Annotated in this window: 15 protein-coding genes; 6 read left to right on the forward strand and 9 right to left on the reverse strand. The window is 61.6% G+C overall.

All coding sequences use genetic code 11. The features are described 5' to 3' along the window. Position 1 precedes the first annotated feature (1 nt). From LDN82_RS18950 to LDN82_RS18990, 9 genes are all read right to left on the reverse strand, one after another. The gene (locus LDN82_RS18950; RefSeq protein WP_224165416.1) at positions 2 to 1,105 is read right to left on the reverse strand and encodes a Gfo/Idh/MocA family oxidoreductase; all 1,104 of its coding nucleotides are present in this window, start codon (positions 1,103 to 1,105) and stop codon (positions 2 to 4) included. Positions 1,106 to 1,147: 42 nt separating this feature from the next. Continuing rightward, positions 1,148 to 2,047 carry a carbohydrate ABC transporter permease gene (locus tag LDN82_RS18955; protein WP_224165417.1) on the reverse strand — a complete coding sequence of 300 codons (900 nt, stop codon included), beginning with the start codon at positions 2,045 to 2,047 and terminating at the stop codon, positions 1,148 to 1,150. Then, positions 2,044 to 2,985, reverse strand: a complete 942-nt coding sequence (locus LDN82_RS18960) for a sugar ABC transporter permease (RefSeq protein ID WP_224165418.1) — start codon at positions 2,983 to 2,985, stop codon at positions 2,044 to 2,046. The genes LDN82_RS18955 and LDN82_RS18960 overlap by 4 nt, the downstream gene beginning before the upstream one ends. Before the next feature lie 2 nt (positions 2,986 to 2,987). Beyond that, positions 2,988 to 4,298, reverse strand: coding sequence for an ABC transporter substrate-binding protein (locus LDN82_RS18965; protein ID WP_224165419.1), 1,311 nt, complete (start codon positions 4,296 to 4,298; stop codon positions 2,988 to 2,990). A gap of 200 nt (positions 4,299 to 4,498) precedes the next feature. Further along, entirely contained in the window at positions 4,499 to 5,494 is a 996-nt protein-coding gene (locus tag LDN82_RS18970; protein ID WP_224165420.1) for a LacI family DNA-binding transcriptional regulator, read from the reverse strand. Between the two features lie 124 nt (positions 5,495 to 5,618). Then, entirely contained in the window at positions 5,619 to 6,842 is a 1,224-nt protein-coding gene (locus tag LDN82_RS18975) for a hypothetical protein (protein ID WP_224165421.1), read from the reverse strand. After that, on the reverse strand, positions 6,835 to 7,287 hold the full coding sequence (locus tag LDN82_RS18980; RefSeq protein WP_224165422.1) for a hypothetical protein: 453 nt from the start codon (positions 7,285 to 7,287) through the stop codon (positions 6,835 to 6,837). The genes LDN82_RS18975 and LDN82_RS18980 overlap by 8 nt, the downstream gene beginning before the upstream one ends. After that, positions 7,284 to 7,898, reverse strand: a complete 615-nt coding sequence (locus tag LDN82_RS18985; protein WP_224165423.1) for a hypothetical protein — start codon at positions 7,896 to 7,898, stop codon at positions 7,284 to 7,286. The genes LDN82_RS18980 and LDN82_RS18985 overlap by 4 nt, the downstream gene beginning before the upstream one ends. Then, on the reverse strand, positions 7,895 to 8,455 hold the full coding sequence (locus LDN82_RS18990; protein WP_224165424.1) for a hypothetical protein: 561 nt from the start codon (positions 8,453 to 8,455) through the stop codon (positions 7,895 to 7,897). The genes LDN82_RS18985 and LDN82_RS18990 overlap by 4 nt, the downstream gene beginning before the upstream one ends. A gap of 370 nt (positions 8,456 to 8,825) precedes the next feature. Between LDN82_RS18990 and LDN82_RS18995 the strand changes: the two genes are divergently transcribed. The 6 genes from LDN82_RS18995 to LDN82_RS19020 all read left to right on the forward strand — a co-directional run bounded on the left by LDN82_RS18995 (position 8,826) and on the right by LDN82_RS19020 (position 15,891). Then, positions 8,826 to 9,629 (forward strand): TIM barrel protein, encoded by an 804-nt coding sequence (locus tag LDN82_RS18995; protein ID WP_224165425.1) that lies wholly within the window; start codon positions 8,826 to 8,828, stop codon positions 9,627 to 9,629. 126 nt (positions 9,630 to 9,755) lie between these two features. Next, complete coding sequence (locus LDN82_RS19000) at positions 9,756 to 10,634, forward strand: 2-hydroxy-3-oxopropionate reductase (protein WP_263422271.1); 879 nt, start codon at positions 9,756 to 9,758, stop codon at positions 10,632 to 10,634. A gap of 132 nt (positions 10,635 to 10,766) precedes the next feature. Then, positions 10,767 to 12,542, forward strand: coding sequence for a glyoxylate carboligase (gene gcl, locus LDN82_RS19005; protein WP_224165427.1), 1,776 nt, complete (start codon positions 10,767 to 10,769; stop codon positions 12,540 to 12,542). A 19-nt stretch (positions 12,543 to 12,561) separates the two neighbouring features. Next, entirely contained in the window at positions 12,562 to 13,740 is a 1,179-nt protein-coding gene (locus LDN82_RS19010; RefSeq protein ID WP_224165428.1) for a glycerate kinase, read from the forward strand. Continuing rightward, on the forward strand, positions 13,733 to 15,082 hold the full coding sequence (gene allB / locus LDN82_RS19015) for an allantoinase AllB (RefSeq protein WP_224165429.1): 1,350 nt from the start codon (positions 13,733 to 13,735) through the stop codon (positions 15,080 to 15,082). Before LDN82_RS19010 ends, allB begins: the two co-directional genes overlap by 8 nt. A gap of 11 nt (positions 15,083 to 15,093) precedes the next feature. Beyond that, positions 15,094 to 15,891, forward strand: a complete 798-nt coding sequence (locus LDN82_RS19020) for a winged helix-turn-helix domain-containing protein (RefSeq protein WP_224165430.1) — start codon at positions 15,094 to 15,096, stop codon at positions 15,889 to 15,891. The last annotated feature ends 7 nt before the right edge of the window (positions 15,892 to 15,898 follow it).

Consider the following 15,898-nt stretch of genomic DNA (forward strand, 5'->3'; position numbering starts at 1 on the left):
TTCAGAGCACCACTTCACGTTGTTCGAGAGCTGATTTGTAGCAAGCATCCAGGACCAGGGCACGGCTCAGAGCAAGCGACCCGTCGTGGCTTCCCCACACCGTCTCGCCACCGCGAACGGCGGCAATGAAATCGTCGACGACGGCCTGGTGGGCTCGGCCGGGTTCGGCCACCACTTCAAAATCGGCGTTTTCGCCGTCCTTCTCGGTGAAGACATGGACGTCCGCTACGGGGTTCTCGGAGGCGCCGACCGAGCGCAAGTCCGCTCCGCCGTCGGTCCCGTAAACAGTGAAGTCCATCAAGTCCCGCTCGTCGCGGTAAGTGGCCCAACCCGCTTCCAGGATCAAGGTTCCACCCCCTTCCAGCCGGATGAAGGCCGATGCGAAGTCTTCCACTTCAAACTTATGGCTGGAGTTCGACGCCGTATAGCGGGCATTGCCGCCGAGGCCGCGCGGGCCGAGTTCGGAATGGGTCGACGCCGAGACGGCCAGAACTTTGGGCTCACCGAGCAGGTGAAGCGAGTAGTCCAGGACGTGCACGCCGATGTCAGCCAGCGGACCACCGCCGGCGAGCTCCGGGTTGGTGAACCAGCTACCCAGCATGGGAATGCCTTGGCGCCGGAGCCAGGATGCCTTGGCGTAGTACGGACGGCCCAGCGTGCCGGCGTCGATCACTTCCTTGAGCGCCTGGATGTCGCCGCGGCGGCGGTGGTTGAACGCGACATCGAGGACCCGCCCCGCTTTGCGCGCGGCGTCCACCATCTGTTGACCCTCGACGGCGTTGCGCGCCAACGGCTTTTCGCTCAGCACATGCAGTCCCCGCTCAAGCGACGCTATGGCGATCGGCGCGTGCAGGAACGTGGGCACGGCGACGCTGACGGCGCCGAGGCCTTCAAGCTCGATCATGTCTTCCCAGCGGGCGAAGGCGTGCGGAATGCTGTACTCCTCCTTCAGCTGGGCAAGAAGGTCGGCTTCCATCCCCGCGACGGCGACGATCTCGACGCCGTCGATGTTGCTGTATGCCTTGATGTGCTGCTGGCCGGCCCAACCGATGCCCACAACTCCCACTTTGAGGGTTGCGGACGGGGCCTGCTGCTGAATGCTCACGTTGTTCCTGTTCTTTCTGGGGTTTCTTTGGGCGGTTTGGGGTTAGCCTTTGACGGCACCTGCGGTCATGCCGGAAACGATGCGCTTCTGGCACACGAGCACGAGAATGACGAGTGGGATGGTGATGATCACCGATGCGGCGCTGATGGTGCCCAGGGGTTGGTCGAACTCGCTGGTGCCGCTGAAGAATGCAATCGCCACTGGGACTGGGCGGGCCTCCGGGGAGGTGGTCAGCGTGACGGCCAGGAGGAATTCGTTCCAGACCGAGATGAAGACAAGGATCGCCGTCGTGGCCAGGCCCGGAACCGCCAACGGCAGGATCACCTTGCGGAAGGCGACAAACGGTGTGGCGCCATCCATGTATGCGGATTCCTCGAGCTCACGCGGGATCTCCTTGAAGAACGACGTCAGCGTGTAGATCGCCAGCGGCAACGCGAACGTCAGCTTCGGAATAATGAGGCCGAGCAGGGTGTCGTAGAGGCCGATCTCGCGCCAGATGGAGAACATCGGGGCCGCAATGGCAATGGCCGGGAACGTGGTCACCGAGAGGATCAGCGTCAGGATCATCGCCTTGCGGCGCATCTTCAGCCTCGCCAGCGCATAGGCGGCGAAGGACGCGAAGACCAGCGCCACTGTTGTAGTCACGACGGCGATAATCACCGAATTGCGCAAGGCCAAGAGGAACTCGGGGTTCTGGAAGACCACCAGATAGTTCTCCAGGGTCGGCTGGCTCGGGAAGAGCTCGCCTTGGGACAGGCTCGCGCCCTTCTTAAGGGAGGTGTTCACCAGCCAGTAGAACGGGATAAGCGAGAAAGCCATGACGGCCACCACGAACACCCAGACCAAGGGATGCAGTTTCGACTCCCCACGCAAGCGACGCTTCGGCGCCTTGCGGGCGGTGGCGGGTGCCGCCGTCGGGCGTTCTGCAATCAGCGTGCTCATTGTTCCTCCTTCGCGACGTCCCGGATGTTGCCTCCGGCGAAGCGGACGTAGATGACCGAGACCACCATGACGGTGAGGAAGGTCAGGATGGACAGCGCCGATCCTTCGCCCACCAGCCGGTTTTCGCGCAGTTGGGTGTAGGCGAGCATGGACATCGACTCGGTGCCGTTGGCGCCGCGGGTGAGGACGAACGGCAGGTCGAAGACGCGGAGGGCGTCCATGGTGCGGAAGATCGCCGCGAGGACGATCGCCGGGCGCAGGAGCGGCAGGGTGATGTTGACGAAGGTCTGCCATTTGCTGGCGCCGTCGAGTTCCGCGGCCTCGTACGTTTCGGCGGAGATGACCTGCAGGCCGGCCAGTATGATGAGCGCCGCGAAGGGCGTGGTCTTCCAGACGTCGGCCATGACGATCACGGCCATCGCGTAGCCGTGTTCACCGAGCCAGACGACGTCGCCGCCGGGCAGCCCCAGCATGGAGAGGACGTTGGTGACCAGGCCCATGTTGGGCTGGAACATCGTCTGCCAGGTGATGGCGCTAACCACGGTGATGATCGCGTACGGCAGCAAAACCACGGTGCGCAGGACGGCGCGGCCCTTGAACGCGAGGTTGAGGAGCAGCGCCATGGCCGTGCCGAGGATGAGTTCCAGGCTGACCGAGAGGCCTGCGAAGAGGAGCGTCTGGCCGAACGCAGCCCACCACTCTTGGCTTGCCAGGGCGTTGATGTAGTTTTCCAAACCGACAAAGCGGGACAGGCCTGCCGTGCGGACGCTGTACTGGTTCAGGGAGAGCCAGATCGCGTAGCCGATGGGGACCGCCGCAACCAGGGCCATGATCACCAGCGACGGGGCGGTCATGCGGAGGGCTAGCCTCCGCTCGGCGCGGTCGCGGCCGCTTGTCTTCGCTGGGCCGCGGCTTGGCGAGATTGTTCTGGTGGCCATGATTAGAAGCTCGCCTTTGCCGCCGTGATTTCCTCGGCCATCTTCTGCACGGCTTCCTCAGTGGAGGCGGTGCCGGAGAGGACGGCGTAGACGTTCTTGTAGATCGCCTGCGAAATCTGCGGGTAGACCGGGGAGATCGGGCGCGGCTTGGCACCCTTCACGGAGGCGAGCAGTTCCGTGGCGAATGGCATCTTCTCCAGGACCGCCGGATCGGAGTAGGCAGCTTCGTTCACGGGTGCCTGTGAGTAGTCCATGGCTACGTGCTTCTGCCAGTCCGGGGTGGTGGCGAAGTCGATGAAAGCGACAGCCCCGGCCTGGTTGGTGGAGTGGGCCGAGATCGCAAGGTTCCAGCCGCCCAGCACGCCGGAGGCCTTGCCGCCTTCCCATGCCGGCAGCGGCGCGACACCGAAGCTGGACGCCAGCGGTGTCGCGTTGAGCAGGCGGTACACGTGCGGCCAGTTGCGCTGGTATCCAAAGTCGCCGGACTCGTAGGCGAGGCGGGCCGGGTCTTCGTTGTAGGTGAGGACGGCGCGGTCGGCTGAGCCGTTCTTGAGGCCCTCGGTCATGAAGTCGAGGACGTCGCGGGTCTCCTGGGAGTCGATCTTGACGTTGCCTTGGTCATCGAGGACTTCGCCGCCCACGCTGTAGAGCATCTCGAGGAAGTTCACCGTGAGGCCCTCGTACTGCTTGCCCTGGTAGACGTAGCCGTTGCCGGGAGCCTTGGCGGCTTCGGCGTAGAGCTGCTGCCAGGACTCGGGCTTGGCTACCTTGTCCTTCTGGTAGTAGATCAAGCCGGCGTTGGTGAAGAACGGCGAGGCCCAGTACTTGTCCTGGTACTTGGTGGTTTCCACAGTGGAGGGAATGAGCCGGTCCTTGTTGGCTTCGACCAGCTTGGTCTGCTCCAGCAGCCAGCCTTGGGACGCGAACTCGGAGGTCCAGATGACGTCCGTAAGGAAGAGGTCGCACTCGGTGGACTTGCCTTCGAGCCGCTGCACGATCTGCGTGCGGGCCTCGTCCGTGGTGGCGCCGATCTCGGTGTACTTGGCCGTGACCTTGCCATTCGCCTTCGTGAAGGCCTCCGCCGTTCCCTTGTAGATACCGCTCGCGTCCTTGACGCCGCATATGTTGACCGCACCGCTGGCATTAGCGCCCGACGCCGGATCGGCAACTGCCGCTTGTTCCGCACCTTGGGGTACGGCTCCCCCACCGCATGCGCTGAGGAGGAGGGCTGCCGCTACTGCGGTTGCCGCAAGGGCTTTTCGGTTTCGTGCGGTTTTGTTCTGGAGCGGGAGAGCAGGTCGGTTCAAGTCCACAAGTGGCTCCTTTGGGGTCTGTGGGCGGCGGAGTTCAGTGCGCGTTTTGGCTGTCCCGCGTGCTGAGGGTGGCTTCTTTGCCGGTTGTTCTTTTTGGTTCGTGGAATCGATTCCAAATGCTGCCTTGAAAAACGGCCTTGCGGCCGTGGAATCGATTCCAAAGTAGTGTGACAGGGACCACTGAGGGCTGTCAACCCTCTTTATTTCGTGGAGTCCCTGATGACGAGTTCGTGCGGGAGGAAGGTTCTTCCGCGGCGATGTTCCCCTGGGACTGTCATGCGTTCGAGGAGCTCAGCGAAGGCTTCTCGGCCCATTTCGTAGGCCGGCTGCCTTACGGTGGTGAGCTCGGGGACGCACATCTCTGCTTGGGCTGAGTCATCGAAACCCGCTACGGCAATGTCATCCGGGACCTTTAGGCCGGCATCGGTGAGCTCACGGACGCAGCCGGCGGCGACTACGTCGGTCCCACAGAAGACTGCGTCCGGGAGGTTCTTTGTTTCCAGGAGTTTCTTCGTGAGATCGCGGCCGGCGTGGAATCCGAAGTTGCCTTCGCCGAGCAGGATCTGGTCCGCGTTCAGGCCTTCCTCAGTGAGTGCCTGGCGAAATCCTTCCTCACGCAGCCGGCCTGAGCGGGCACCCCTGTGGGCGAGCATGGCCAGCTTCTTGGCGCCCGTGTCGATCAGGTGTTTGGTGATGTCGTAGGCGGCCTGGCGGTCATCGATGGACACTCCAAAAGCGGCTTCGGCGTCGACGATTTCACATACTTGAACAACGCTCATTTGCTCGGCGACTGCGTTGACGTCATCGTCCGGCATCGTGGGCGAGAAGATCACCAACCCGTCCACGGAGCCATTGCGAAGCATGTCCACGAGCTGCTGCTCGCGGTCGAGTTCACCGTCGGTCGCAGCGATGAGACTGACGTATCCCGAGTCCGCGGCGGCGTCGCCGACACCTCGGAACACTTCGCTGATCACCAGGGAGTCGAGGTTCTTCGCGAGGGCGAGGACGCGCATTGTCCTGTCCCGGCGGAGGTCCCTTGCTGAGGCGAGAGGACGATAGCTGAGCTCCCGGATCGCTGCGTTGACCTTCTCCTTCGCTGCTTCGCTGACAGCCGGGCTCCCATTCAAGACACGCGAGACCGTCCCTACGGACACGCCCGCCGTTTTGGCGACGTCCTGAACTGTCGGCCGAGCCATTCGATTGTCCTTCCGCGAGCATTCTCGGTGCGCCTACGCCGGCACATCTCCAGGCCCCACCGGCTCTCCTCAGATTAGCTGGAGGGCGAGATAAGGCCACGAAGTCCCGGAGCCAGAACTGGTCCTAGCCCAGGGTCTGGATAACTCTCGACCACATGGCGAGATGCGCGCACGACTCTTCCACTTTTTTGGCAACATTCGCAGGCGCCGCTAGGCTCTGGGCCGCTGCTCGGAAGGCAAGGTAGTCACGATCAAGCAGATGAGAAACTTCAGCTGAAGGTAGGTCTAGCCACCCTGCTATCTCCTTATTCCGCACACGGACCGAGTGGCGCATCAAGGAGTGGTAATCCAGAGTAGAAGGTGAGTCATTATTGCATTCCGAACAATCGCAAGAAACTAATTCTGGAAACTGGCGCCAAATTGTTGTCGCAATATCAACCCCCACGTAGCGATGAAGGCGTGGAACGTAATAGCGAGCAGGAGGTGCTCCTGAACTCGGAAGCTCCACCCAGTCTCGATGCTCGCCGAACCCGATTCCATGAGACGAACCAGTAAGCCCATATCGCGAAAGCAACACCGAAAAAAACCCGCCATAGAGGGCAAACACGCGCTGCCCCCTACCCATGGCTGATGTTAGAGCCTGTCCGTACTGCACGAGTTCCGCTTCAGAGGTCAACTTAAACTCGTCAAGGTTACTGATCCAAGCAACAATTTCCTGCTCGACAGACGTAGAGGCAAGTCGGTCCCACTCAATTGCCGAACTTGCAGCGATAACTCGCCTGAGCTTGTCATCGACGCTTCTAGCCTTGGCATACGATTGCGATGCATCCCAGATGCGCTGAGAGACACTTTCCCAATTGTCTGCAGCACTTCCAACCATTGTGTAAGGAGGGAGAATATAGAGAGGATCTTGCCGATTCTCAGGGAGAACTTTTTCGCCTAATCGGGCGGCATACTTATCGAATGTTTTCGTTTGGACAGTTTCAAACCCAACATTAAAATCAATCCAATTGGATGAGATCTGCTCGATGGTTGCATCACTGAAATTGTTCGGATCAGGAGTCATGAATTGACTTACCAACGATGGGACACCAAGCAAGTCCGCCAGCATCTGATGGGACTTTTTAGGGCGTTGCAAGCGGTTCTGAAACAGGGGAAATCGGGAGTCGATAACGTATGGTTCCGCGGAACGAGCCGATAAGGAAAGCACGAAACCCTTAGTTCCTTCTGCTTGGAATGCAGCAATTGTGCCCGGAACAAGCAAGCCATTAAAGTACTCGGAGAGATCCCGAACGGTCTGCTGGTCCGTTGAACCATAGCTCAAATAGTGCTGAAACCCTTCAAACACAAACCACTCCAATCTCGCTCAACCGAGCCCCCACTCTTCGTTTCGCCTCAGGATCAAACCCGGGTGCGCCAGGTCGGCACAGAACTTTCAATTGGCCTTCGTTGATTGCAATGATCCCAATACCGAACCTGACTGCTTCCTCCACATTGCTAGCGCGAGGGCTACTTCCCAAAACCATCCACGAGCGATCAACGCTGAGCCGATTATAGACCGCCTGCTCCAAGGCTCGATTGAAGCCGCCAAGCTTAAGTTCAAAAGTCGAGATAACCCCAGATTTCGTCATGGTGACAAGATCAGCCCGACGTCCATTTATTGGAAGTTCGCGAACGATAATGGAATCATCTCTAACCCATCGCGAACGCCTAAGCCAGTTCACAAGGTCGGGCATCATTCTTGATTCACCACTCGTGTCGAAGGCCTTATCATGCTCGATGAAGACCATCACGAAGCAACACCGACCGGGGTGTCCTCTATTGGATCCGCGTGCTCAATGGACCGCTGAATTCTAGCATCGAGGATCCCATACGAAGCGACAAGTATCACTGCAATGACGAATACACCAGCCGTAGTCCAACAGGATGCCTGCCAAAGCCAAGTGTTCACAAAAGTGAAGAAGTACAGTGCAGTAGAAATGAGGACCATGGTAGTGAAAGCTATGGTCACTGTTTTCAATACCGAGCAAACCCGAAGTATCCACCGGAATTGACGATGGATTGAATTGCGCTCCTTGAGAGCCCTAATTCCAAGCTTTACCGGCTTGTGCACTGAAGAGGGGTCGACGACGACATCGCTGGGATTAAAGGGCGTGGTGGGGTCCGGGAGCATCGCATTCAAACGGGCTTGAAGATCCTGCAACTTTTCAACGGCGCGTTCAGTGAGTCCAGCGAAGGCGATATCTACGGGCTTCCGCAACCTCAAGTGGGTTTTCCCACGGAGGTGCATGCTCGCCCACGTAGCAGGAACGCTCAAGATGAAGACTGCGCCTCCAAATCCGAACCCCCAGGCTGGGTCAGGTAACTGCGACGCTGCCGCCGCGACCTCAAGATGCAGCGTCACGTATTTGGCCCCAATATGTCATTGCGAATTTTGGACTTCGTAGTGTATTCCTGATACCGCGTATAAACGTAGCGAATCAGCTGTCGCAACGGAAGGAATCCAAACTGACGCTTGAATTGCTGCAGTTCGGTAACCGCACCATTTGGCAACTCCCTCGTCAGCGCTTCGAAGTACCTCCACCCACGCTCCGTCAATTTGAAATCACGGGTTCGGTACGGATCGTTGCTCTGCCCGGCCGAGCCAGTGTCGAGACCGATCCCCTCACGCTGCTCCCAGGTGTCAGTGACATCCGCCGAAGGGGACGATGAATCCTCAATCAATTGGGCGGCCGCAAGCATATCTACAGCCTGATATACCTTCTGTGAGAACGGCCCGAAATTGTAAGGCTCAAATCCAGCGTCCTGCGACAGCCAAGTCTTACTTGATGTTTCGCGCTCCAGGAGAAACACGAGCTTCTCGAGACGGGTGATCCCTTGAATTTCACCTGGTCGCGCGCCGGCAACGCGCGTCCCAAGCAGAAGGATGATCGCGTCATCAATCTCAATTAGGTTGCTCACGGACTACCTCCGGCTTCTTACTGTCGACGTTCCTACATCCTCCGCTGAACCACTGACGATTTATAGGACGCAAGACAACTGGCTGGCTGCATCCATGAGCATATCTTGAATCTCCGCTCATCCTGGACCTCTACGCGGCCACGTTTGAGGCATCGTCGACACTCTCGCAGCATGCAAGGACTCACAGCCACGTGTTGGTATCCCAAACCCTGGCCTCCCCACCCACCCCCTTGACTCGCACCCGCACCTTCCCTAAACTTTTCATAAAGCAGAATCTAAATTCCACAAAGCGGAAACGAAGCCAAGACCAAGCAGGCCAAGCCAAGCGCACGGGAAGATAGATCAAAGCCCCTCCTCGGAAGGACCTACGATGACGTACACAGTGAACTGCTCCATCCTCCTGACGGAGCTGCCCTTGCTCGAGCGCCCCGCCGCCGCGAAGGCAGCCGGTTTTGACGCCGTCGAGTTCTGGTGGCCCTTCGAGACCTCCGTCCCCAGCGACGCACAAGTAACCGAGTTTGAAACTGCCATCAAGGACGCCGGCGTTCAGCTCACGGGCCTGAACTTCAACGCTGGCAACATGCCCGGCGGCGACCGCGGCCTGGTTTCCTGGCCCGCACGCTCCACCGAGTTCCAGGACAACATCGACGTTGTCGCGGGCATCGGCGAGCGCCTCGGCTGCAAGGCCTTCAACGCCCTCTACGGCAACCGCATCGACGGCGAATCGGCTGAGAAACAGGACGCCATTGGTGCCGAGAACCTCGCAACCGCAGCGGCCGGCGTCGCACGTATTGGCGGAACCGTCCTCCTCGAACCGGTGAGCGGCGCACCCAAGTACCCGCTCCTCACCGCCGAAGACGCACTCAAGGTCATCGCCCGCGTCAAGGCAGAATCCGGGGCACAGAACGTCAAGCTCCTCGCCGACTTCTACCATCTGGCAGTCAACGGGGACGACGTCGAATCTGTCATCGAGAACCACGCCAAGGACTTCGGCCACATCCAGATCGCCGACAACCCCGGCCGCGGCGCCCCCGGCACCGGCACACTCCCCCTCGGTGAATGGATCGCCCGCAGCCGCGAACTCGGCTACGGCGGCTACATCGGCCTCGAGTACAAGGAACCGCAGGAAACGGCCTTCAGCTGGGCCATCCGCCAGCGCGCCAACGCCAACTAAGCACCGTACGCCTAACTAAGTAGCAGCAGAGCGCGTTTAGAACCCTGAAAACGCGCACAAATGCGACCTAGTTGGGTAAGCACACCTGAGTTAACACACACAGACTTCCCCGGAAAGAGAACCACAATGAGCAACGTTGCAGTCATCGGCCTCGGAATCATGGGCCTCCCCATGGCCATCAACCTCGTCAAGGCCGGCCACACGGTCACCGGTTTCAACCGCAGCCAGGACAAGATCGACAAGCTCGTCTCCGAAGGCGGCCAGGGTGCCACCAGCATCGCGGACGCAGTCAAGGACGCCGACGTCGTCATCACCATGGTCCCGGACTCCCCCGATGTAGAGGGCGTAGTCAGCGGCAAGGACGGCGTCTTCGCCAACGCGAAGAAGGGCACCCTCTGGATCGATGCTTCCAGCATCCGCCCGGACTTTGCCAAGCGCCTCTCCGAAGATGCAGTAGCAGCAGGCATCCGTCCCCTCGACGCCCCGGTATCCGGTGGCGAGCAGGGCGCTATCGACGCCGTTCTGTCCATCATGGTCGGCGGCGAAGCTGCAGACTTCGAGGCAGCACAGGATGTCCTCAACGCAGTGGGCAAGACCATCGTCCACGTCGGCCCGTCCGGCTCCGGCCAGACCGTCAAGGCAGCAAACCAGCTGATCGTGGCCGTCAACATCCAGGTCCTCGGCGAGGCCATCGCCTTCCTCGAGGCTTACGGCGTAGACACCGACGCAGCACTGAAGGTCCTCGGCGGCGGCTTGGCCGGCTCCAAGGTCCTGGACCAGAAGGGTCAGAAGATGCTCGACCGCAACTTCGACCCCGGCTTCCGCCTGGCCCTCCACCACAAGGACCTCGGCATCGTCACCTCCGCAGCCCGCGAAGCCAACGTCGCTGTCCCGCTCGGCGCAGTAGTCGCCCAGCTCGTCGCCGCAACCGTCAACCAGGGCGACGGCGGCCTCGACCACTCGGGCCTCTTCAAGCAGGTCCTCCAGCTCAGCGGCCGGAAGTAACCCAGCCGCCCAAGAGGCAACACAGCAACAAAGCAGGGAACCCGCCGTCGTACTTAAACGACGGCGGCTCCCTAACCACACCCAAAAACACCACAGACTTCGCCCGAAAAGGGCAAAAACAAGGAGTACACCATGGCTAAGATGCGCACCGTTGACGCGGCAGTCGCCATCCTGGAAAAGGAAGGCGCCACCGAGGCTTTCGGCCTGCCAGGCGCAGCGATCAACCCCTTCTATTCCGCAATGCGTGCCCACGGCGGCATCCGCCACACGCTGGCCCGCCACGTTGAGGGCGCCAGCCACATGGCTGACGGTTACAGCCGCGCAGCTGATGGCAACATCGGCATCTGCATCGGCACGTCGGGCCCCGCTGGCACTGACATGATCACGGGCTTGTACGCAGCCTGGGCAGATTCCATCCCCATGCTCTGCATCACCGGCCAGGCACCCGTTGCCAAGCTGCACAAGGAAGACTTCCAGGCCGTGGACATCGAGTCCATCGCCAAGCCGGTTACCAAGATGGCCATGACCATCCTGGAGCCGGGCCAGGTTCCCGGCGCCTTCCAGAAGGCGTTCCAGCTGATGCGCTCGGGTCGTCCGGGCCCGGTCCTGCTGGACCTGCCCATCGACGTGCAGATGGCCGAGATCGAGTTCGACATCGAGACCTACGAGCCCCTGCCCATCGAGAAGCCCAAGGCTTCCCGCAAGCAGCTGGAAAAGGCCCTGGACATGCTGACCTCGGCCAAGCACCCGCTGATCGTTGCCGGTGGCGGCATCATCAACGCTGGCGCATCCGCTCAGTTGGTTGAACTGGCCGAGATCCTGAACGTTCCGGTTATCCCCACCCTGATGGGCTGGGGCGCCATCCCGGACGACCACCAGCTGATGGCCGGCATGGTTGGCCTGCAGACCTCGCACCGCTACGGCAACGAGACGTTCCTGCAGAGCGACTTCGTGATCGGCATCGGCAACCGCTGGGCCAACCGCCACACCGGCGGCCTGGACACCTACACGGCCGGCCGCAAGTTCGTGCACATCGACATCGAGCCGACGCAGATCGGTCGCGTTTTCTCGCCGGACTTGGGCATCGCGTCCGACGCCGGTGCGGCGCTGGACGGTCTGTTGGAGCTGGCCCGCGAGCGCCAGGCGGCCAAGACCCTGCCGGACTACTCGGGTTGGGTTGCCGAGTGCCAGGAGCGCAAGGGCTCCCTGCACCGCAAGACCAACTTCGACAACGTGCCCATCAAGCCGCAGCGCGTGTACCAGGAGATGAACAAGGCCTTCGGTCGCGACACCACCTACGTGTCCACCATTGGCCTGTCGCAGATCGCCGGCGCACAGATGCTGCACGTGTTCGGTGCCCGCAAGTGGATCAACGCGGGCCAGGCTGGCCCGCTGGGTTGGACCGCTCCGGCAGCACTGGGTGTTGTAAGGGGAACCCCGGATGCCACCGTTGTTGCCCTGTCCGGTGACTACGACTTCCAGTTCATGATCGAGGAACTGGCCGTGGGCGCGCAGTTCAACCTGCCGTACATCCACGTTGTGGTGAACAACAGCTACCTGGGCCTGATCCGTCAGAGCCAGCGCGGCTTCAACATGGAACAGAACGTGTCCCTGGCCTTCGAGAACATCAACTCCCCGGAGACCAACGGCTACGGCGTTGACCACATCAAGGTTGCCGAGGGCTTGGGCTGCAAGGCCATCCGCGTTGAGAACCCGAACGACATGCCTGCCGCTTTTGACAAGGCCAAAGCACTGATGGGCGAGTTCAAGGTTCCCGTGGTTGTTGAAGTGATCCTGGAAAAGATCACCAACATCTCCATGGGCGTTGAGATCAACGGCGTGAACGAGTTCGAAGAGCTGGCAGAGACCGCGGCGGACGCACCCACCGCGATCCTCGCCAAGGCTTAAAGGAAAAGGAGGCACCGGAATGCGTGTTGTCATCGCCCCGGACAAATTCAAGGGCTCACTGTCCGCGCCCGACGTCGCCAGGCATCTCGCAACAGGATTGCTGGCAGGCTTCGGCCAAACAGGCCTTGAGGCAACACGCATTCCGGTAGCCGACGGCGGCGAAGGAACCATCGACGCCGCCATCGGTTCCGGCTTCACCCGCCGGACCACCACCGTCACCGGCCCGCTGGGCGAACCCGTGCAGGCTGATTTTGCGATCAAAAATACGGAAGCTGTCATCGAAATGGCGGCGGCTTCCGGTCTCGCCCTCCTCCCGGACGGCCCCACGTCAGAGACGGCGAAAACCGCAACCAGCATCGGCACGGGCGAACTCATCCGCGCCGCGCTGGACCTCGGCTGCCGCAAGATCATTCTGGGTGTGGGCGGCAGCGCCAACACCGACGCTGGCGCGGGAGTCCTGCAGGGCCTCGGCGCCGTGTTTCTGGACAAGAATGGCAACGAGCTCCCCGGCGGCGGTGCGGCACTCGCGAATATAGACAGCATCGACTTCGCAAACTTCGACGTCCGTATCGAGGCAACGGAGTTCGTGTTGGCGTCCGACGTCGACAATCCCCTTTTGGGGGCCAGCGGAGCCCCAGCCATCTTCGGTCCGCAGAAAGGCGCGACGCCGGACGACGTCACCGAACTCGATCAAGCCCTGAGCCACTTCGTGGACGTCCTCGCTGCAACCACCGGTCAGCAGGCCAAGTACGCAGCCAAGGCAGAAGGCGCCGGAGCAGCAGGAGGCGTTGGCTACATTGCCATCGCGTCGCTGAAGGCAGAGCGGCGGCCGGGTATCGACGTCGTGCTTGAATTCACTGACCTTGAACAAAGACTGAAGGGCGCCGACCTGGTGATCACCGGAGAAGGCAGCCTGGACGAACAAAGCCTGCTCGGCAAGACCCCCATGGGCGTTTCCAGAGCAGCCCAGAAAGCCGGGGTTCCCGTGATCGCCGTGTGCGGCCGGAGTACCCTGAGCCGGGAACAACTCACGGATGCCGGCTTCCACACGGTCCACGCACTGACCGATCTGGAAAAAGATGTCCAAAAATGTATCGCTGAAGCAGGTCCGTTGCTTGAACAATTGGGTAAGCACATAGGCGTGTACCTGGCGGAGCGGACCGGCAACCCCGACAACAAGGAGTACCTCAATGTCTGAAGCAATCGGCGCCTATGACCTCGTTATCCGGGGCCAGCGCATCCTGACCACCGCCGGCCTCGCAGCACGCGAAGTTGGCATCCGCGACGGCATCATCGTCGCCATCGAACCCCTGGGCAACGGCCTGACGGGCAACGAGGTCATCGAACTCGCAGACGACGAAACCCTCATCCCCGGCCTGGTGGACACACACGTCCATGTCAACGAGCCCGGCCGCACCGAGTGGGAAGGCTTCGCCTCCGCCACCCGCGCCGCAGCCGCCGGCGGTGTCACCACCATCATCGACATGCCGCTGAACTCCATCCCGCCCACCACCACCGTGGACGGCCTGGAGCAGAAGCGCGTGGTCGCCAAGGACCAGGCATTCGTGGACGTCGGATTCTGGGGTGGTGCCATCCCGGGCAACAAGAAGGACCTCCGCCCCCTGCATGACGAAGGCGTTTTCGGCTTCAAGTGCTTCCTCCTGCACTCGGGCGTGGACGAGTTCCCGCATCTGGATGCGGACGAGATGGAAGAGGACATGGCTGAGCTCAAGTCCTTCGACTCCCTCATGATCGTGCACGCCGAGGACTCCCACGCGATCGACCGCGCCCCGCACCCCGGCGGCGACCACTACGAGACCTTCCTTGCCTCCCGCCCCCGGGGCGCCGAGAACAAGGCCATCGCCGAGGTCATCGAGCGCGCCCGCTGGACCGGCGCCCGGGCCCACATCCTGCACCTCTCCTCCTCGGACGCGCTGCCGATGATCGCCTCAGCAAAGCGCGACGGCGTCAACCTCACCGTTGAGACGTGCCCGCACTACCTGACGCTCATGGCCGAGGAAATCCCCGACGGCGCCACGGCGTACAAGTGCTGCCCGCCTATCCGCGAGGCCTCCAACCGCGAGCTCCTTTGGAAGGGCCTCCAGGACGGCACCATCGACTGCATCGTCTCGGACCACTCCCCCTCAACGCTGGACTTGAAGGACCTGGAAAACGGCGACTTCGCAGTGGCATGGGGCGGCGTTTCCTCGCTGCAGCTGGGCCTGTCCCTGATTTGGACCGAAGCCCGCCACCGCGGTATCCCGCTGGAGCAGGTTGTCTCCTGGATGGCCGAGAAGCCTGCCGCCCTGGCCCGCCTGCACAACAAGGGCCAGCTCGCCCTGGGCTACGACGCCGACTTCTCCATCTTCGCCCCGGACGAGGCCTTCGTTGTGGACGTCACCAAGCTCAAGCACAAGAACCCGATCACGCCGTACGACGGCCGTCCCCTGGCCGGCGTCGTACGCAAAACTTACCTGCGCGGCACCCCGATCGATGGCCAGAACCCCGGCGGCAAACTGCTCCGCCGCGGCAACGTTTAGGGTCCACCGTCATGGCAGTCAATGCCTACGGGCCGCCGCCTTTCCGTGACCCCGCAGCGCGGGCCATGGGTCGGCGGCCGGGACTCAAGACACAGCCCGGCCTGAGCGCGCGTGGCCTTGCTCTTTGGGTCAACCCGGCCGAGGGCGACGAGATTGATCCTGCAGTCTGGGAACGGGCAGCACGCCTTGTGCTGGCCCGGGCCATGAAACTTGCCCCGGAGGCGGAAGTCCGCATCTGGCCCGCCATCGGGGCAGAACACTCCGGCGTCGGCGATACTTCCTGGGGCGGCACTCCGCAGGAAGCCGCCGACGCCGGTACCCACCCTTTCGGGACGGACGCGGTGTCCCTCGCGGACGCACTGGCTGACGGAAACTCCCCGTCGAACGGACGAATCACCTCCGAACGCGAGGGTGATGAGTCCGTGAGCCGGGGTCGGATCGGAAGCGGCAGTACCGCCGTCGAGCCCGTCATGTTGGCCGGGCGCCGTAGTCAACTTGCAATCGACCTCGCGGCTGAAGTAGTACTGCTCGACGGCGAGCCGGTTGCCTTTACTGGCATGGAATACAAGCTGTTGCGCTACCTCGTGGTGAACTGCTCCAGGGCCATCAGTCGTGAAGAATTGCAACGTTTCCTTGAGTCATTTGACCTCCCCGGCGCGGCATTTCGCTCCATTGACGTTTATGTTGGAAGGGTGAGGCGGAAGCTCGGAAGCGCCCGCCACACTGTCGCCACCGTCCGTGGTGGTGGCTACCAGTTCGTGCCAGGGCCTTATGCCACAGTGCGCGGACCTGCGGAATACAGCATCTGATTTCGCT

Source organism: Arthrobacter sp. StoSoilA2 (assembly GCF_019977195.1).
Taxonomy (GTDB): Bacteria; Actinomycetota; Actinomycetes; order Actinomycetales; family Micrococcaceae; genus Arthrobacter.